The organism is Fictibacillus sp. b24, from assembly GCF_030348825.1.
GTDB lineage: Bacteria > Bacillota > Bacilli > Bacillales > Fictibacillaceae > Fictibacillus.
On the sequence record NZ_JAUCES010000005.1, the window covers coordinates 1,960,124 to 1,978,874 of the forward strand.

Consider the following 18,751-nt stretch of genomic DNA (forward strand, 5'->3'; position numbering starts at 1 on the left):
TTTAAAATAATTCCGGAAATTTCAACGTTATTACCGCGAGTTTTGACCTTAATCCGGCGAGTTTTCCTCATATATCGGCGAGTCGACATAAAGTGACAAAAATAAAAAGACTTATACCCTCCTCCTAATCAATGTTCTTTCATGATTTGATTACATTAACCTTGTTGGTTGATGCTTCATCCACTGGCAAATGTTTTATGAAACAAAAAAGGAACCTGAATAATCAGGTTCTTGCAAGAATTAGATTTGAAGGTATGTTTTCCCGTCTTCTTGAATGATCTTCTCTTCTTTCATAAGCTTTCCTAGCGCACGCTTAAATGCAGCTTTGCTCATCTGGAAAGTTTCTTTAATTTCTTCGGGTGAAGATTTATCCGTAAGAGGCATTTGTCCTTTGTTTTCTCTTAAATATTGATAAATACGCTCAGAATCTTCACTGTACGCAATCTCTTTTCTTGCTCGCATCGATAAGTTGATTCTTCCATCTTCACGAACGAATGCGACACGTGCTCCCAGCTTTTGACCAAGACGCGGCTTAACTTTTAATTCGTCGTTATGAATAAATCCGATGTGCTGAGAATCGGTAAACAGCAAGACACCAGCTTCGTTTATCTTATAAACATATCCAGACGTTTGTTGATTAAATGCTTCTTCAGTTGCTGCCTCTGCTTGTTCAACCATTTCTTCTTCTGTTGCCAGGTCAGCAAAGAGGCGTCCCTTTTTATCCAGCTTTAAACCGGAATATAAACGGTCTCCAAGATGTGGCCACTCGTCCCATGATTCAGGCAGATCATCTTTTGATAACAGCACATCTTTTTTGATTCCTATGTGAAGAAATACACCTAACTTACGGTTTACACCTGCTACTTCAAGCCAAGCCAATGAATCGAGCTGTACTTTTGGAATTGTTTCCGTAGCAGCAAGTCTTCCTTCATGATCTTGATACAAAAATACTTCAACTAAACTTCCCTCTTCATGCTTGCTTTTGGCTTCTGCTTTGTGCAAAAGGACTTCCTTGCCATCTTCTAAATCAAGAACATAGCCCAAATCTGAATTCCTTAGTACTTTAAGAGAGTATACTAAACCTGGTTTTTTTGATTCCATATTTTCATTCCTTTTTTTAAAAGATACATAAGAAAAAAGAAAAAACCTACATAGTAGGTTTTCGCCTTCTTTTCTTAATTATTCATCCTTATTTTCTTTGGATGCTTCCAATTCCATCAGTTTTTTTACTAAGATGTGCTGTGGCATGTGCATCAACTGCTCCAATGGCACGTTTAATGCCTTTGCTAATTTAACAGCAGTGTCTGCTGAAAGTTGTAATGGTTTCATATGCATCCCTCCTACAGAAGTATAGCAGTTTGTAAGGATCATTTATACTATTTCTTAAAATAGTCCTACTGCTTTTCCATCTTCTGAAACGTCCATGTTGTTTGCAGCCGGCACTTTAGGTAATCCTGGCATTGTCATAACATCCCCCGTTAGAGCTACTATGAATCCTGCCCCGATTGAAGGTTTCAGTTCTCTGATCGTAATGGTAAAGTTTTCGGGACGTCCTAACTTTTTCGGATCATCTGAGAATGAGTATTGAGTTTTTGCCATGCAGACAGGCAGTTCATTCCATCCAAAGTCATTATACTGCTTCATTTGTTTTAGTGCTTTTGGAGAGAATTGCACTTCGCCAGCTCCGTATACTTTTTTACAAATGGTTTCTATTTTTTCTTGTAAAGAAACGTTTAATTCATACAATGGTTTGTATGAATTTTTTTCTGTTTCAATCGTCTCCAATACTCTTTTTGCCAGCGCTTCTCCGCCTTCTCCGCCTTTAGCCCATACATCAGCTTCTTCAGCGGCAACGCCTTTTTCTTTACACCATTCTTTAATAAATGCAATTTCTTCATCTGTGTCTGTAACAAATTTATTGATGGCAACAACGACTGGAACACCAAAGTGTTTTAATGTTTCTAAGTGTTTCTCAAGGTTTGGCATTCCTTTTTCAAGTGCTCCAACGTCTGGATTTTTCAAATATTCTTTAGCTAAGCCACCGTGCATTTTAAGCGCTCTAACTGTAGCCACAATAACAACTGCGCTTGGGTTGATACCAGCATATCTCGCTTTAATATCTAAGAACTTCTCAGCTCCAAGATCAGCACCGAATCCAGCTTCTGTCACAACCATATCGCCTAACTTAGATGCAAGTTTTGTTGCGATTACACTGTTGCATCCATGAGCAATATTGGCAAAAGGACCACCATGAACAAGAGCTGGTGTGTTTTCCAATGTTTGAACGATATTTGGACGAATTGCGTCTTTTAATAGCAATGTCAGCGCGCCATGAGCATTCAAATCCCCTGCAGTAACAGGCTGATTGTCATAATCAAATGCTACAACCATTCTAGAAAGTCGTGCTTTTAAGTCTTCTAGATCGTTCGCTAAACAGAAGATCGCCATAACTTCAGATGCAACGGTTATATCAAACCCGTCTTCACGAGGAACGCCTTGAACGGGTCCGCCTAATCCGATCACGATTTTTCTTAAAGCGCGGTCGTTCATATCTAATGCACGCTTCCATACGATGCGCCGCGGGTCGATATTCAACTCGTTTCCTTGGTGAATGTGGTTATCAATAAGTGCGGCTAATGCATTGTTCGCAGTAGTAATGGCATGCAGGTCGCCAGTAAAGTGAAGATTGATATCTTCCATCGGCATGACTTGTGAATAACCACCACCTGCTGCTCCGCCTTTAATCCCCATGCTAGGGCCTAATGATGGTTCACGCAAAGCGATAATCGTTTTCTTTCCTACACGATTAAGTGCTTGTCCAAGTCCAACTGTTACCGTAGATTTACCTTCTCCTGCAGGTGTTGGACTAATTGCTGTAACTAAGACTACTTTTCCCTCTTCAACACTTTGAAGTTTTTGAAAAAGATCTAATGAGAGTTTCCCTTTGTATCTTCCGTAAGGCTCCCAATCATCTTCTTCAATTCCTAGTTGTCCTACAATTTCTTCAATTCGCAGCATTTTAGCTGATTGGGCAATCTCGATATCACTTTTATACGTAACCTTTTCTAGCATGTTGATTTAACCCTCCATATGTAAAATTGTCTCCACTATCTATTGTATATGAAACAAGTATGTGATGCGACGAGTTTTTCTATTACAAGTTTTAATCGTTTAGTTTACTTGGTAAGAGGATATCGTATAATAGGTATGGAAAGATATACTAAGAGATTTATTAGGAGGCAGTATAATGGCAAAAATTGACGTTCAAGGCTTTGGTACATATCAGATTGAGAACGGAAAGAAACTTGTAAACGCTTTAGAGGATAACGGAATCGACATTCTCCACCGTTGTGGAGGAAAAGCAAAGTGTACAACATGCCGCGTTGAGGTTTTATCCGGAGATTTAGGTCCTATAGGAGAAAATGAAGCAAATATTATCGCTACAAAAGGTCTGTCTGGCAATGTTCGATTATCATGCCAAATCTGTGTTACGGAAGACGCTTCCATTAAGCCAATCCTTACTGTAACATCTGAAGGTTTGGATGCTGGTCCACGTCCTGCTGAAGAGTGTTAATACTAGACAAAAGTGAAAAAAAGCCCTGAAATGGGGCTTTTTTTTCTTGTCAAAATAAATCAACAACTCGTCAATATAATTGAAAAACTTGTCAATATAATTGAAAAACTCGTCAATAAAAGATGAAAACTGGTGAAATTGAATAGAATAGTTGTCATTAAAAGACTGTTTCTTCTTAAATCGAGCAGAACTCAAAAGTAAAAGCTTATAATTTCCCTTCCCACTCACCGAAAAACTGATCCAAAAAGCTCTCTAAGAATACATGACGATCATCTGCAAGCTTTCTTGCGTAAGATGTGTTCATTCCATGCTTTAACTTTAATAGTTTTTCATAAAAGTGGTTAACGGCCGTACTTTTTTCATTTCGGTACTGTTCTTTAGTCATTTTTTCTCGAACAGGAATCTCAGGGTCGTACATCAATTGTCCTTTTGCTCCTGAATATGCAAACGTTCTTCCGATTCCAATAGCTCCGAGTGCATCCAGCCGGTCAGCGTCTTGAACGACCTTCCCCTCGATTGAATTCATCTCAGTTTGATTACCGCCTTTAAAAGACATAGTAGAAATAATGGACAAAATATGAGTTATGTAATGATCTTCAACGGATATAGACTCTAGCCATTGCTTTACTTCTTCTAACCCTTCTTCTTCACTTCCAGCAATTTTTTCATCAGCTATGTCGTGAAGCAACGCAGCCATTACACATACAAAATGGTTCGCTCCTTCTTTTTCAGCAATTTTTTCAGCTAGATTTCTTACACGGTATATGTGATACCAATCATGTCCGCTGCTTTCGTCTTTTAGCTTGTTCTTTACAAAATTCTCTGTTTGATCGATCATCGTATGTTTCATGCTTACCCCACTGTACAAGAATGTTTCTTTTCTCTGCTTGATTTTAATCGATTCAGTAAAGCATAGGCGCGTTTCTTTGAAGTGATTTTCTCTTTTACAAAAGATTCAAGAAGTGCAATAAAGTAACTTCCATCAAAAGATAATTGCTGTATGAGCGTAACTTCTAATGCAATCTTCACTTGTGATTCTGTAGCATCGGTATAATGTCTGCCAAAATCAATAAAATGAAGATCACCATCATTTAAACGAAACCCTTTAGAAGCCAGCAAAGCTACATAATCATCTAGGATATTTTCTTCCATTTTTTACCTCATCCCCAAAATCAAAAGATTCTAGTAAATTGTACCAGTAGTTATTAAAGATTATCAATGACTTCTTTCTTTGCTTGAATGATCTTTCCGTTTAATGCTTGAGTAACCAGCTGATCTGCATCTTTATTTTTATTTCTTGCTACCCACTCATAAACAGGTTCGACTTGAAGCTTCTTAAATAGTGTTTCGATCTTGTCTGCCCAGTTCTGGAGGTTTGTTTCATAACAAGGCCATTCACCTTTCAATTGCTCTATAACTACCTTTGAATCACCTTGAATGATTACTTCCTCATACTGTACACCAAGCTCTTCAAGTTCTTGTGCAGCGATCCACAATGCAGCATATTCTGCTTCATTATTGGATTCAAGGTTTGTCAAACTAGCGTTTTTCTTGATGCGGTAGTTCACGCCGTTTTGAGAGTAACGAATGATAATTCCTTGTCCGCTCGCTCCCGTTTCTGCCTTATACCCTCCATCAAAATAGATCGAGATGTTCTTAGGTTCTTCGTTTTTTACCTCTGTTAGCTTCAAAAGCTCTTTCTTTGTCCAAGAAACACCCTTCGTATCGATAAAGATCAATTCAGACACTCTTCCTGTTTTTTCAAGGTCAGCTGTAATAAAGAGAGCTTCGTTCAATGACATTGGATCAGAAACAAACCGAATCTTTAATGGTGATTTAGGGTGTTTGTACATATACTCTATTGAGAAGTTCATAGTATTCTCCTTTTTGTTTTTTATAAAGTACTTTATAATACGTATATATTTATATAGAGGAGAGACGCATTTGATAGAGATATACATTGATGGTGCGAGTGCAGGTGATCCGGGACTTTCTGGAGCCGGCGTATATGTAAAAATCGGAAATGGCACAACTCATTCTCATCGTTTTCCAATTGGTGTTATGTCTAACCATGAAGCTGAGTATCATGCGCTTATTCATGGATTAGAGTTATGTATTGAAAACGATTGGAGAATTGTATCCTTTCGCACAGATTCTCAAGCCGTAGAAAGAGCGATCGATAAAAGATACGCAAAAGATAAACGTTATACTGAACTATTAGAAAAAGCGTTAAACTTATCACAACAGCTCGACCTGTTTTTCATTAAGTGGATACCATCCAAACAAAATAAGATAGCAGATGAATTGGCAAGGCAAGCCATTCAAATGAATAGGAGCCAGCCAAATGATTAAAAAACCTTGGTTTGCGGATTTCAATTTATTACTGGTTGCACTGATCTGGGGAACTACTTTTGTTATCGTGCAAAAAGCTATTGCTTTTTTAGAGCCTTATTCCTTTAATACGATACGCTTTAGTTTTGCGGCACTTATCTTGGTTCTTATTCTATTTTTGTTTAACTCGTCATCACTCATTCATTTTAAAAATAAAAATCTTTTGATAAGCGGTGTTATTCTCGGATTTTGGTTGTTCCTAGGTTATGGCCTTCAAACGGTTGGACTATTATATACCACATCATCTAAAGCTGGATTTATTACAGGCTTAAGTGTGGTTTTAGTACCGCTTTTTAGCTATATCTTGTTGAAACACAAGCTGAATTGGCAAGTCGGAATAAGTTCGTTACTTGCTGTTGCAGGTCTCTACTTACTGACTATACACAACAGTTTAACATTAAATGTCGGCGATGCTTATGTACTGTTATGTGCTGTTTCTTTTGCTCTTCATATTGTTTTTACCGGTAAGTTCGCTGGATCATTCAATGCCTTGTGTTTAACAGTCATACAGCTTGCAACCGTTTCTGTCTTAAGTTTTTTTACAGCTTTATTCACAGAGAATTGGCGAGAGATGTTTGCAGCAAAAATGGTGCTTCAACCCGAAGTAATCACTGCACTAGTAATCACTGCATTGTTTGCAACAGCTTTAGCTTTCTTAGCACAAACATATTTTCAATCGTTTACTACTCCTGCAAGGGTGGCTCTCATTTTTGCTATGGAACCCGTTTTTGCAGCCATAACAGCCTTCCTCATGCTTGGTGAACGTCTTGGACCAAAAGCGTTAACGGGGTGTTTCTTTATATTGCTGGGTATGATTCTGTCTGAAATCAAATTTAATGATTTATTTATAAAACGCAAACAAAAAGAGTGGGATCTTTCTTAACCCACTCTTATTTGTATCTCAAGTTCTTGCAAAGCGCTTCGAACGATTTGTTTGTCTAAAATATATCTGCATTCCTCTAAATCTCTGTCAATTACATCAGGCACATCCGTAAAAATCGTACATAGGTCTTTACTTAAAACAGCCATTTCTCGGCCAGCTTCAAGTTTTTTAAGGTAACGTTTATACCTCGGATCTAAATTTTCAAAGTTCTCATAAATAGATTCAACCGCTCCATATTGCTGTATGAGTGGTAATGCTGCTTTATCACCAACACCTGCTACACCTGGAATGTTATCACTCTTATCACCTAAGAGAGCCTTAACATCAATCCATTGATTAGGTGTGATGCCGTACTCCTCTTGAAAATGATTCAGCGTATACTTCAGTTCATCGCGTTTTACCGTAATCAGCTGTGACGTTTTTTCACATAAAAGCTGCAGCAAATCGCGGTCATTGCTGTAAATGATGCATTCTCCGTCACGTTCATTGCGCCAGCGATGAGCGAGTGTTCCAATAATGTCATCAGCTTCATATCTTGGGATCGTAACTTGAGTGATTCCAATGTCATCAAAAAGCTGGACGAGTGTCTCATATTGCTGAATAAGAGGGTCAGGCAATTCGTTCCTTGTTCCTTTGTAATCTGCAAATTTCTCTCTTCTGAGCGTTTCGTCACGTTTAACATCCCACGCAACAACGATATGTGATGGTTCATGTTCACGAACAAGCATAAGCAGTTTTTGTATCGTTACGCGAATCGCATTAATAAATTGCCCTTTAGAGTTCCGTGGCAGGTCATGCATTTCTTTTCCATATGCTGTAGCAAAATAACATCTGCTTAACAAATTAAATCCATCTATCAAAAGCAGTACTTCTTTCTTCTCCATGTCCATGTTCTTTAAATCCCCCGCTAATTATATGTTATTTAAAAAAGCGCATTTTACATGTGATGTAAAATACGCTTGTTGTCGTTTAAGTAAAGTCCGCTCTGCCGTGACTTTATATGCCTTTGGAACCTGATCTCTCAGGTGGGTATCCGCAGCTGCCGTTACAGCCTTCCAAGTCGAATGCAAGGCATGACTGTCTGACAGATCATATTGGATTCCCGTCATTAGCACATAGGTTAAAGACATGGAAAAGTCACTAACATCGCAGATTTTTATTATACTACCTGATTGTTAAGAAGTAAAATCATTTTGTTTTTTTGCCGTGGTGCATCTTTTCTACTTCCATCTCAGCGTAAGATGCAAATTCAGTTTGATTTTCAGTTCCATTTTCTTTTACATTGTTGTTGCGCTGTGCATTTGCGTTGCCTTTTTTCTGTTTGCCCATGTTTTATCCCTCCTTGTTCTTACTATGGCTTTTTCACTTGAAAATAAAACTTACATAATTCTTCCTAGGTTGGTTAACTTAAGACTAAAAAGGAGGTCAAAACAATGGCAAATCCTTATTTATGTCCAAATTGCAAAACCAATCGTACCCGTTTTAATGTTATTGAACAAAATCCGGTTTCGGTAAAACTGGACCCTTCAACAGGTGACGTTGTTCAGCAGTATGAAGATGGACAATTAGATATGTTCCACCTGCCATATCGAGGATCAGAAAGATTGATTCAATGCGGTGCATGCGGAATTGTTGGAGAAGAAGAAATGTATATCAAGCGTGCTCAGAGCAATCCTAGAGCATAAGAAAAGACTGCCAGTCCGGCAGTCTATTTTTGATTTTTTGGAGCAGGAAGTTTTAATGGTACAACCACCTGTTTTTGCAAAGGTTCTATATGAGAGAGATTTGAAAAAGTAATTGTAAGATTTTCTTTTGGAAGACCATCATGAAAAACGATTAAAAATGAAGGTTTATCATCTTCATAATAATTCATGATATCGAAATTTTTAAGCTCCATTCCTTTATTGTCTTTTACAGATACTAAGTTACGAACATGCCGTTCATCCCCAGGTTCGTCTCCAAAATGATAATACGGCTGAGGGTATAGATAATGATCTTCAATGCCTTCTTGATTATCATCGAGCGTAAATTTAATTCCAACTACTTTATTTTCCTGTTCCATTGATAACCCTCTGTACACAATGTTTAACGAATTCTCATTTGCGATTATTTCATTTTTTTCTATATCTTTTGTTGGGTTAAGTAAAAACTTGTTTATGTCAGAACTTGAAACCGAAAAGGTATAGCTATCCCGTTTTCTTTGAACGAAATGCGTCAGCACCAGCTCTAAAGAATCAGCCTTTTCTTGGGTTACTAACTCGTTTTCAACAGCGTACATTTGTAAAAAATAGCCACTCAAATGATCACCGCTTATTTCAAAATCAACGGGATAGTCTATATCATTTTTTTTAACTTTCCCAGCAAGTGATACAAGATCTTTATCTATATGAGTAGACAAGGAAATTCTAGAGCCAATTTGAAAGAATTCAAGATCCTTTAATTGCAATGGCACTTGCTTAGGAATATTTAATGTTTGATTTAAATTTACTGAAGCAATGGTTTCAGGTTTTAAAAGGTTATTTGGCGGATTCACCTTAAAAGCAATCGGTTTGAGCTTTGTAAAGTTTTTCTTTGAGCTTAATGAAAGATCTGATAGTTCATAACGTTCACTGCTCGAAACCTCATCCCAATCTTCTTGATTCTGCAGGCTATCAAATAAAGGATGGATCATGATCGAGCGATACAATTTATGTTTATAAACCCATCCGTTATTAGAAGTCTCGCCAGGAAAAAGGTCTACTGGAAGATCGAAATCCTTCCCTTTTTTTGAAGTTAATTTAATCCTTTCTACTGAAAGCCTTGGAACCTCAAATTCATCTTTATCTCGTTCTAAAAGATCTACACTATACAAGATATACATCTGGTGCCCATGACTCCATGTATTCTCGATATGAAACTTTCTCTGCTCATTAGGGATTGGAAGCGATATTTGGCTTTTCTTTAAAAGATTGAAGTGGTCAACAAATCGCAATTCCTTATATTTTATTTTTTCCATGTCCATCAATTCATTCCAGTCAGAAACCATGTGGAAATTTTCGTTATTTACTTTCCATGCAGGTTCTGCACTCTTTTCGAATTGTGTATATAGAACGAACCCGATTAATAAAACAGCTCCAATGATGATTTTCTTCCACTTGTGGTTCAAACGAAATTTCCCCTTTGGATATAAATTGCTTTACTTGCTTTTTTTGATGGGATTCTTATATTTTATTTTGACTGGTTTTGAGAGCGGCTTCTCATAAGTAAGATTAGATAATGTTAACGTTAGATCTTGCTGCGGAATCATAATTGGGTTCCACTCCCCATTTTTGATATCCTCTTCGTGCAAAAACGTTATATAATACGTTCTTTTGTCTTCTGTATCTGAGCGATGAATGTCAAAGTTTATTATTTTCGCTTTCATTTCATCTTCTATGGAGATCAAATTGTTTTTAAATTGGCGAACATATTCTTCCGGTACTTTATCTCCATTATAATAACGTTCAGGGATAAATCCTCGATCATCAGGTGAATTATTGAAAGTAGTCGTTACACTGAACATAATTCTAGGTATGCCATCCAACAAGGTTAATCCTTCATATATAACCTTCGTTTCATTCAAATTCGCAATTACTTCATTCTTCACAACAGGTTGATCTTTGTTTTTAAGAAAAGTTTGAATGTCTTCTTTAGGAATTTTCCATGAAAAAGAGCGGTTATCTTTATGTACCGATGAATTGAATGTAATGGATTTTTCATTTTTTACAGACTCCAAAAACGGCATCTCATATAAAGGCATGTAAAACCCTGTACTAGGTGTCCCTATAATGCCTAATGTTTGAGTTTGTGGAGAATTGTCTGATGCAACTGAAAATCCTATTAAGTCATCAGCATTCTTTGGAATCTCTAATGAAAGCCGTTGTTCGTACAACAAAGCATCAATTGATTTAATCTTTACGTATTGATTGTCATAAGGAATGGTCTGATTAATAGCTTCAGATTTTAATACTTTCGTATAAGGATTGTCGGAGGTTACCTTTAATGAAATATCATTTATTGCTTTTGATCCGGCATTTTTATAGGAAATGGCAAGATCCTTAAGTTGTATCGTGTTCGTTTGTCCTAAAATCGACCAGTCGATTTCCTCGTCTTCTATTGGTCCGGGAATAAGCATCATTGAGCGATAAAGTCTGTGTTTGTATACAAATCCTTCGTCTCTTGAACCTGGACTTCCCATATTCTCCCCTGCTCTGAGGACGATTTCTTTGCCTTCCTTCGTTTTAAACAACATATTTTTTACAGATAGACGGGGTACATCATATTCGTCTTTATCCCTCTCTTTTACGTCTACACTGTATAAGAAATACAAACGGCCTTCCAAGTTCCAAATCTTATCAATTGTTAATGTTCGATAAGCTTCTTCTAATGCCACTGTTTTATTGGCGTCTTTAAGAAATCCATATTGATCAACCATTTCAAGTTCTTCAAACTTTGTATATTCTCTTTTCATTCCTTCATGTAATGATTTGACCACTGTAAACTGTTCTGCATTAACAGACCAAGCAGGCTCTGCAGTTTTTTCGTATTGTGTATAGATGGCAAAACCGCCGATCAGCGCTGTACCGATCAACACTTTTTTTAATGTCTGCAAATATGACAACTCCTTTAACCCTGTACTCCCATATTAGCATAATATTTTGAATTTTTATTAAAAATATCCAGTTATTAGGTAGATAGTAAGTTCTATTCAATTGAATTCAAAAACCTCGCCTATAAGACGAGGTTTCAGGATTAAGTGGAGACTGCTTCACTTATTTTATTGAGTTGCTGCTCCATGATCTTTAATCCTTGAAGAAGCTGTTCATTTGTTATAACTAGCGGGGATAGGATCCGTATAACGTTGCTGTATAGACCAGCACCCATTATAGCAACCCCATTTTGGTTACAAAGTGCAATAATTTTCTTTGCACGGTCTGAATCAGGTGTCTTTGATTTTTTGTCTTTTACAATTTCAAGTGCACACATTGCGCCTATTCCACGAACATCACCGATAAAATCATATTGAGACTTCCATCTGGTAAACGTTTGGAGAATGGTTTCACCAATCTCATTTGCTCGTGTTAATAAATTTTCTTCCTCTATCATAGTTATTACTTCTAACGCTGCCACACAGCCAAGCGGGCTGCCTCCATACGTGCCACCTATCTCTCCCGGGGCTGGTGCATCCATAATCTCAGCCCTGCCTGTAACAGCTGAAATCGGAAGACCCGCGGCAATTGATTTTGACATGGTCATTAAATCTGGCACAACATCAAAATGTTCCATGGCAAACATTTTTCCAGTTCGGCCAAATCCTGTTTGAATCTCGTCTGCAATCAATAAAATATTATATTTATCACAAATTTGACGAAGGCCTTTTACAAAAGTTTTGGAGGGAATAACAAAACCACCCTCCCCTTGGACAGGTTCAAAAATAATGGCTGCAATTTCCTCTGGTGGTACTTCTCCTAAGAAGAAGTCTTCAAATTTTTCTAAGATGGCGGCGTCTGTTTCTTCTGTATTTCGATCATCTCTGTAATAGTAAGGGTATGGCATCTTATATGTTTCTGGTGCGAATGGGCCGAACTCAAATTTATAAGGTTTTACCTTGCTTGTTAATGACATGGCAAGAAGTGTTCTTCCATGAAATCCACGCTCGAAGGAGATGATTGCTTTTCTGCCTGTATATTTTCTTGCAATTTTTACTGCGTTTTCTACAGCTTCAGCACCGCTGTTTAAAAAGAATGTTTTCTTATGGTGGTCCCCTGGTGTAATTTCGTTTAATTTTTCAGCAAGCTGCACATACGGTTCATACATCATTACGTGAAAACATGGATGAATGTATTTTTCTATTTGATTCTTTAATGCTTCAACAACTCTCGGCGGACAATGGCCAACATTTAAGGTTCCGATTGCACCAGCAAAATCAATATACTCTTTTCCGTCAACATCTGTCATCGTGCTTCCACTTGCGTGATCTACAAAGTTCAAAACGGTATTAAACGGTCCTCTTGGTACGTTTAATTCTTTTCGTCTTAATAACTCCTCTGATTTCTTCATATATTCTCGCCTCCGCACCAGTCATAAATCGTTAGAGCAATAATTTCAGCAGCTTCCATAATCTTAGCAATCTCGATATATTCGTTTGGGTAATGAGCGACTGCCGTAACACCTGGACCAAACACGATAGATGGAGTATCACCAACATGTGATAAAAGACCTCCGTCCGTTCCCCATGGAGATGCTTCAATGATCGGTGCATTTCCTGTAACACCTTCAAAATTCTTGCAGAGGGTGTTCATTAGTGTATGATCGGTCTCAATTAATCCAGGCAGCCATTGCGCTCCAAACCATTCAATAGAGATCGGATGATCTTTTAACCATGAATCTGAAAGGTTAGATAAATAGCTTTCTAGTTCTGCTTTTACTTCTTCGAGTGTTTCGTTAGGGGCAACACCGATTCTTCCTTCTAGTTCAACAGAATCTGGGACAGATGACGGCCAATTCCCTCCTGTAATTTTTCCTATATTAATTGGAACCGGTATGGGGATATCTTTGTATAATGAATCCGTAATTCTCTTATTACGAATCGATTCTAAGTCTTTGATTGCCGAAAGAACAACACCAGCTTTTTCAATCGCGCTGACTCCTTCATAACGAGTACCGCCGTGAGCTGCCTTTCCTTTTATCGTTAACCGAAACCACATAGAACCTTGCTGGGCAGGAAAAATCTTCATGTTCGTAGGCTCTGGAATGATGGCTGCATCTGCTTTATAACCCCGCAGTACTGCCGCAAGCGTTCCTGCACCTCCGCTTTCTTCTTCTATGACACTATGAAAGAATAAATCACCCTTTAGCTGAGCACCTGTTTCTTTTAATGCTTGAATAGCAAGCAGAAGTGATAGATTTCCACCTTTCATATCAGTGGATCCTCGACCATAGAGCTTACCGTCAATAACTTTTCCGCTATAAGGATGTTCATCCCATTGTGTCAGATCACCTTCAGGGACAACATCAATATGTCCGTTAAGAACGAGTGAGCGCCCGTTTCCTGTTCCTCGCCAAATGCCAACAACATTAGGACTTGTACTGAAATCTGTTCGGCTTGCACAAAAGTTGGGATGATTTGCTAATTCTTCACCATCTGGGTACCACATATCAACTTCAAGACCAATATCCTTCAATTTTTGTGCGATCAAGTGCTGTACGCCTGTTTCGTTACCAGTAGTACTTGCTTCTTGCACTGTTTTTTGTAAAAATCGTACGGCGTTATCTTGTTCTTTCATCAGCCAATTTGAGAGCTTTTCTTTAACTAGCATGTGAAACCTCCCTTAACATTCATTGAAAAACGGATACTTGTTCATCAATAACAATTGAAGCACCTGTAGTTTGAATAACATCTTCTACCGTATAAGGATTCATAATCTCACGAAGGTACAGCTTTCCGTTCTCACATTGAAAAACAGCTTTTTCAGTTATGATCATGTTTGCTCCTTCTTTAACCGTTAGAGGAAGAGAGCAGTTCTTTACAATTTTAGGATTACCGTTCTTATCTGTGTGGTTCATTAAAATAATGACTTTTTTTGCTTTTTGTGCAAGATCAATCGCACCACCCATACCAGGGACACGTTTTCCAGGTACGATCCAGTTTGCGATATCTCCTCGCTCACTAACTTCAAGTGCGCCTAAAATGGTTACATCAAGCAGTCCTTTTCTAATGATTCCAAATGCCGTTGCACTATCAAAATAAGAGGCACCAGGCTGTATCGTAACAGGATAGCCACCTGCATTTGATAAGTTTCCATCTTCATTACCAGCTATAGGTGAACCACCCATACCTAGAATGCCATTCTCAGTATGAAGCATGATATGTAGATCGCTAGAGATGTAGTCAGCAACGAGTGTTGGGATACCGATGCCTAGGTTCACGGTCATTCCATTCTTTATTTCGAGGGCTGCCCTTCTTGCGATTCTTTGCCTTGTTTCAGTTCCCAAACCCATTTCCAGTCCACTCCTTTACTTTGAATAATGTAGTCGACAAAGACACCTGGTGTGATGATTTCTTCAGGATCAAGTGAACCGACTGGAACAATTTCTTCTACCTCAGCAATTGTAATCTGCCCTGCAGTTGCTACTAATGGGTTTGTATTCCGAGCACTTTTGTCATATATAAGGTTTCCGTACAAATCGGCTTTTTTGGCATAAACAATAGATACATCAGCTGTTAATGCGGTTTCGATCATGTATTCTTTTTTGTTTACAAAAACCTTCTCTTTGTTCGCTTCAACGACTGTTCCTAAACCTACATCGACTAAAATACCGCCAAGCCCCATCCCGCCTGCTCTTATTTTTTCAGCAAGCGTTCCTTGTGGTACAAACTCCACCTCTAAAAGCCCTTCTTGCATTTGTTTTCCTGCCTCTGGATTTGAGCCAATGTGAGATGCAATCAGTTTTTTTACTCGTTTTTCCGTAATAAGTTTCCCAGGACCGATCCAAGGAAACCCCGTATCATTGCTGATAAGAAAAATATCTTGAATGCCTTTATCAAGAATTAAATTAACGAGAGAAGGAGGAGCGCCAACCCCTCCAAACCCACCAACCATTAGCGACATTCCATTAAAGAAATAGTTAGAAGCGCTTTCTAGTGAAATCTGTTTATTTACGCTCTGGACCATCTTTCAACACCTCTTTCAACTTGTCGCTTCTGTAATGTATAATCCGTCTGTGATTAATTGGGTAGTTAGTTCACTAATCGATTGGTCGAGGATATCTATCATGTCGGTAATCTGTTCTTTCGTAACGGTTAACGGTGGAGAAACAAGTATGGAGTCACCTGAGAATCCAGTTACACCTCCGACCGCTGGATAGACGAGTAAACCTTTTTCAAAACAGATGGAAAGGAGCCGGTCGGTTACTTTCGTGCTTAACTCAAAAGGCTCTCTAGAAATTGGATCCTTAACAAATTCAATACCGCATAATAATCCTTTTCCTCTTACATCACCAATCAACGGATATTTCCATTGCAGCCGTTGCAGATGAGTGATTAAATACTGGCCCATAACAGCTGCGTTTTCCTGAAGTTTGTTTTTTTCCATATAATCAATAACAGCTAAGCAAACTGCTGCTGATTGAGGATTGGCGCTAAATGTATGGCCGCTCATCACTACTTTGCTGCCTGCTTCAATCACGTTCATAATACGATCTGATACGATTGTTGCTGCCATTGGTGTATATCCAGCACTCATACCCTTACCTAACGCTATGATGTCAGGAATGATGTTCCAGTGTTCCATAGCAAACATCTTTCCTGTTCTGCCCATACCTGTCATTACTTCATCTGCGATAAATAAAATATCATATTTATTACATACAGCTCTGATCTTTGCAAAATATTCGTCAGGCGGTGCGATTGCTCCCCCTGATGCCCCGATGATTGGTTCTGCAATAAAAGCAGCAATTTGATCAGGGCCTATCGCTTGAATAATCGTCTCCAAATCATCTGCACATTTTACCCCGCATCCTGGATAAGTCTCTTTTAACGGACACTGATAGCAATATGGAGCAGGTGCGGCAGGAAAGTCTTCTAGAAGCGGAGTGAAGCGCTGCCGTCTTAACTGATGACCTGACATGGAAAGAGCACCTAAAGTAATTCCGTGATAACTGGTCCATCTGGATATGACTTTTGTTTTCGTCATGTTGCCTTGTTCTTGAAAATACTGAATAGCAACCTTTAATGCTGTCTCGGTTGCTTCAGAACCACTATTCACAAAGAAAACGGAATTAAGATCTCCAGGAGCGTATTGAGCTATTTTTTCTGCTAAGTGTTCTGCTGCATCACTAGTAAACTGTGATCTGTATACAAATGAAACATGCTGTGCCTGATTCCACATCGCTTCTGCAATTTCACGGACACCATGCCCGATATTTGCTGTTATTGCTCCAGAAGATCCATCCATATATTGCTTGCCGTCTTTATCATATAAATAGATTCCTTTACCATGACTGATAACAGGATAGTTGTTTCCTAGAACCGGTTTGATGAGATGTGATTTTCTCATAAAAAAGGCTCCTTCCTCCTGAGGTTAAAAAGGAAACGCCCATTATGAAATCAGACATTTCCTTCCTCTATATGATGTTAAATCTTAAAGTAGTTTTTCTTTAAAAACCTTGGTATGCTCATTAAATCAGTATACGAAATCGTTGAATCTATTTTCTTCGTATCAATCAACATAAGCTGATCCTCAATTTCATCTACAACATGGTCCTCTTGATATTCCATGCCGCAAGAAGAGCAGGAAACAGAAGGGATTACAGTTATTTCAACGGCTCTCGAACCATCTGGAAGTTCCCAATAACCCGTTAGACCTGTCTGTTCTGCTTTTTCACTTTCACACCATAAACACTTCATGTTATCCTCCTTTCTATGCATTCTTTTGTTCTTCAGGAGACGGTGAAACTCCTTCGTCTTTTTGCTGTTCAAACTTAAATTTTTTCTCTTTAAGTTCATCTCGTTTATCCCGTTTATCTTTTAAAGAACTATGCTCTGGATTAGATCCATAATCTTCTCTTCTTTCAAGACGTTTTAATCCTTGTGGAACGAGATTGAAAGCTTCATCTCGCATAAGAGCTGAAACACCGATGGCAGGCTTTATATGGTCTGTGCCCATAACTTCATTGAAGTAAGCATCAGCCCTGCCAGCTTGATAGTTTTGTGGTTCTGGATAAGAAGTGATAACACCCTCAAAATTTCTAAGAACTACTTTTTCTGGTGATTGAGAGATTAAATAGTTAGGTTGAACGGCAATCTTACCTCCGCCTCCAGGAGCATCAACTACAAAAGTCGGAACAGCATAACCGGACGTATGACCACGCAGTCCTTCGATGATTTCCAACCCTTTTGAAACAGGTGCTCGGAAATGCCCGATACCCTCAGATAAATCGCACTGGTAGATGTAATAAGGCCGAACTCGAATTTTCACAAGATCATGCATCAGCTTTTTCATAATCGGAACACTGTCATTGATGCCAGCTAGAATTACAGACTGGTTACCTACCGGAACACCGGCATTAGCAAGCATCTCACATGCTCTTTTAGATTCTTCTGTAATCTCTAATGAAGTATTAAAATGTGTGTTAAGCCAAACCGGATGATACTTCTTTAAAATATTGCATAAATTCTCTGTAATTCTTTGTGGGAAAACGACAGGTGCACGTGTACCAATTCTAATGATTTCAAGATGTGGGATTTCTCTTAGGTTCTTTAAAATATATTCCAGGATGTTGTCATTAATTAGTAATCCGTCACCACCTGAGATTAAACAGTCTCTAACTTGAGGATTGTTTCTTATATAATTGATAGCTGCATCTAGCTGTTTCTTTGGAACACCCATACCAATCTGCCCAGAGAACCTTCTTCTCGTACAATAACGGCAATACATTGAACATTGATTGGTTACGAGAAAGAGTACGCGGTCTGGATAACGATGTGTTAATCCTGGAACCGGAGAATCTTCATCCTCATGTAAAGGATCTTCTAAATCGTATTTCGTCTTTAAAATTTCCTTGCCGATTGGTACTGACTGCATACGAATCGGACACCTTGGATCATCTTGATCCATTAGCCATGCATAATAAGGTGTTATATTTAAAGGGATTGTCATCGTCGAAATTTTGACTCCCTCTTCTTCTTCAGGTGTCAGGTTGATGATACTCTTTAAGTCCTTTAAATTTCTGATGGTGTTCGTAAGCTGCCATAACCAATCATTCCATTGCTCGTCTGTAACATCTTTCCATAACTCAAATTCTTTCCAATGTTTCTTAGGTTTAAATAATCCATTCACTACAGGCATGTCAACGACCTCCTTTATTTCTACACTTCAAACTCT

The 18,751-nt window shown here is 38.4% G+C and carries 21 protein-coding genes and 1 other RNA gene; 4 read left to right on the forward strand and 18 right to left on the reverse strand.

Annotated elements, in window-relative coordinates:
• Positions 1-240: 240 nt before the first annotated feature.
• From QUF49_RS10060 to QUF49_RS10070, 3 genes are all read right to left on the reverse strand, one after another.
• Positions 241-1,101, reverse strand: coding sequence for a CvfB family protein (locus QUF49_RS10060; protein WP_289495528.1), 861 nt, complete (start codon positions 1,099-1,101; stop codon positions 241-243).
• 78 nt (positions 1,102-1,179) lie between these two features.
• Positions 1,180-1,329, reverse strand: a complete 150-nt coding sequence (locus tag QUF49_RS10065) for a YycC family protein (RefSeq protein WP_082861366.1) — start codon at positions 1,327-1,329, stop codon at positions 1,180-1,182.
• 54 nt (positions 1,330-1,383) lie between these two features.
• Complete coding sequence (locus tag QUF49_RS10070) at positions 1,384-3,072, reverse strand: formate--tetrahydrofolate ligase (RefSeq protein ID WP_289495529.1); 1,689 nt, start codon at positions 3,070-3,072, stop codon at positions 1,384-1,386.
• A 175-nt stretch (positions 3,073-3,247) separates the two neighbouring features.
• Between QUF49_RS10070 and QUF49_RS10075 the strand changes: the two genes are divergently transcribed.
• Positions 3,248-3,574: a 2Fe-2S iron-sulfur cluster-binding protein gene (locus QUF49_RS10075; RefSeq protein WP_289495530.1), complete on the forward strand. Its 327-nt coding sequence runs from the start codon at positions 3,248-3,250 to the stop codon at positions 3,572-3,574.
• Positions 3,575-3,779: 205 nt separating this feature from the next.
• Here QUF49_RS10075 and QUF49_RS10080 read toward each other — a convergent pair whose 3' ends face one another.
• From QUF49_RS10080 to QUF49_RS10090, 3 genes are read right to left on the reverse strand one after another with little or no spacing between them, the layout of a single operon-like run.
• Positions 3,780-4,424, reverse strand: coding sequence for an HD domain-containing protein (locus tag QUF49_RS10080; RefSeq protein ID WP_289495531.1), 645 nt, complete (start codon positions 4,422-4,424; stop codon positions 3,780-3,782).
• Between the two features lie 2 nt (positions 4,425-4,426).
• Complete coding sequence (locus QUF49_RS10085; protein ID WP_289495532.1) at positions 4,427-4,726, reverse strand: DUF6123 family protein; 300 nt, start codon at positions 4,724-4,726, stop codon at positions 4,427-4,429.
• A gap of 53 nt (positions 4,727-4,779) precedes the next feature.
• Positions 4,780-5,448: a reverse transcriptase-like protein gene (locus tag QUF49_RS10090; protein WP_289495533.1), complete on the reverse strand. Its 669-nt coding sequence runs from the start codon at positions 5,446-5,448 to the stop codon at positions 4,780-4,782.
• A gap of 70 nt (positions 5,449-5,518) precedes the next feature.
• Here QUF49_RS10090 and QUF49_RS10095 point away from each other — a divergent pair, with 70 nt between their 5' ends.
• Positions 5,519-5,926 (forward strand): reverse transcriptase-like protein, encoded by a 408-nt coding sequence (locus QUF49_RS10095; protein WP_289495534.1) that lies wholly within the window; start codon positions 5,519-5,521, stop codon positions 5,924-5,926.
• Entirely contained in the window at positions 5,919-6,848 is a 930-nt protein-coding gene (locus QUF49_RS10100) for a DMT family transporter (protein ID WP_289495535.1), read from the forward strand. Before QUF49_RS10095 ends, QUF49_RS10100 begins: the two co-directional genes overlap by 8 nt.
• Here the strand turns inward: QUF49_RS10100 and QUF49_RS10105 are convergent.
• The 3 genes from QUF49_RS10105 to QUF49_RS10115 form a co-directional block, all read right to left on the reverse strand.
• A complete protein-coding gene (locus tag QUF49_RS10105) occupies positions 6,845-7,738 on the reverse strand; it encodes a 5'-3' exonuclease (RefSeq protein ID WP_425590462.1) in 894 nt (297 codons plus the stop codon). The two genes, QUF49_RS10100 and QUF49_RS10105, sit on opposite strands and share 4 nt — an antisense overlap.
• Before the next feature lie 83 nt (positions 7,739-7,821).
• A non-coding RNA gene (ssrS, locus tag QUF49_RS10110) (6S RNA) lies at positions 7,822-8,006 on the reverse strand.
• A 30-nt stretch (positions 8,007-8,036) separates the two neighbouring features.
• On the reverse strand, positions 8,037-8,177 hold the full coding sequence (locus tag QUF49_RS10115) for a hypothetical protein (protein WP_289495536.1): 141 nt from the start codon (positions 8,175-8,177) through the stop codon (positions 8,037-8,039).
• Positions 8,178-8,281: 104 nt separating this feature from the next.
• On the opposite strand from QUF49_RS10115, the gene QUF49_RS10120 reads away from it, so the two are divergent.
• Positions 8,282-8,533 carry a DNA alkylation repair protein gene (locus tag QUF49_RS10120; protein ID WP_289495537.1) on the forward strand — a complete coding sequence of 84 codons (252 nt, stop codon included), beginning with the start codon at positions 8,282-8,284 and terminating at the stop codon, positions 8,531-8,533.
• Positions 8,534-8,556: 23 nt separating this feature from the next.
• Here QUF49_RS10120 and QUF49_RS10125 read toward each other — a convergent pair whose 3' ends face one another.
• The 9 genes from QUF49_RS10125 to ablA all read right to left on the reverse strand — a co-directional run bounded on the left by QUF49_RS10125 (position 8,557) and on the right by ablA (position 18,715).
• The gene (locus tag QUF49_RS10125; protein ID WP_289495538.1) at positions 8,557-9,993 is read right to left on the reverse strand and encodes a hypothetical protein; all 1,437 of its coding nucleotides are present in this window, start codon (positions 9,991-9,993) and stop codon (positions 8,557-8,559) included.
• Positions 9,994-10,023: 30 nt separating this feature from the next.
• Positions 10,024-11,478: a hypothetical protein gene (locus QUF49_RS10130; protein ID WP_289495539.1), complete on the reverse strand. Its 1,455-nt coding sequence runs from the start codon at positions 11,476-11,478 to the stop codon at positions 10,024-10,026.
• Positions 11,479-11,618: 140 nt separating this feature from the next.
• The gene (gene gabT / locus QUF49_RS10135) at positions 11,619-12,926 is read right to left on the reverse strand and encodes a 4-aminobutyrate--2-oxoglutarate transaminase (RefSeq protein WP_289495540.1); all 1,308 of its coding nucleotides are present in this window, start codon (positions 12,924-12,926) and stop codon (positions 11,619-11,621) included.
• The gene (locus tag QUF49_RS10140; protein ID WP_289495541.1) at positions 12,923-14,185 is read right to left on the reverse strand and encodes a peptidase; all 1,263 of its coding nucleotides are present in this window, start codon (positions 14,183-14,185) and stop codon (positions 12,923-12,925) included. Before QUF49_RS10140 ends, gabT begins: the two co-directional genes overlap by 4 nt.
• A 19-nt stretch (positions 14,186-14,204) precedes the next feature.
• The gene (locus QUF49_RS10145) at positions 14,205-14,867 is read right to left on the reverse strand and encodes a 3-oxoacid CoA-transferase subunit B (RefSeq protein ID WP_289495542.1); all 663 of its coding nucleotides are present in this window, start codon (positions 14,865-14,867) and stop codon (positions 14,205-14,207) included.
• Complete coding sequence (locus QUF49_RS10150; RefSeq protein ID WP_289495543.1) at positions 14,810-15,541, reverse strand: CoA transferase subunit A; 732 nt, start codon at positions 15,539-15,541, stop codon at positions 14,810-14,812. Before QUF49_RS10150 ends, QUF49_RS10145 begins: the two co-directional genes overlap by 58 nt.
• Positions 15,542-15,556: 15 nt before the next feature.
• Entirely contained in the window at positions 15,557-16,924 is a 1,368-nt protein-coding gene (locus tag QUF49_RS10155; protein ID WP_289495544.1) for an aspartate aminotransferase family protein, read from the reverse strand.
• Between the two features lie 77 nt (positions 16,925-17,001).
• A complete protein-coding gene (locus tag QUF49_RS10160; protein ID WP_289495545.1) occupies positions 17,002-17,274 on the reverse strand; it encodes a YokU family protein in 273 nt (90 codons plus the stop codon).
• Between the two features lie 13 nt (positions 17,275-17,287).
• Complete coding sequence (ablA, locus tag QUF49_RS10165) at positions 17,288-18,715, reverse strand: lysine 2,3-aminomutase (RefSeq protein ID WP_289495546.1); 1,428 nt, start codon at positions 18,713-18,715, stop codon at positions 17,288-17,290.
• Positions 18,716-18,751 lie beyond the last annotated feature (36 nt).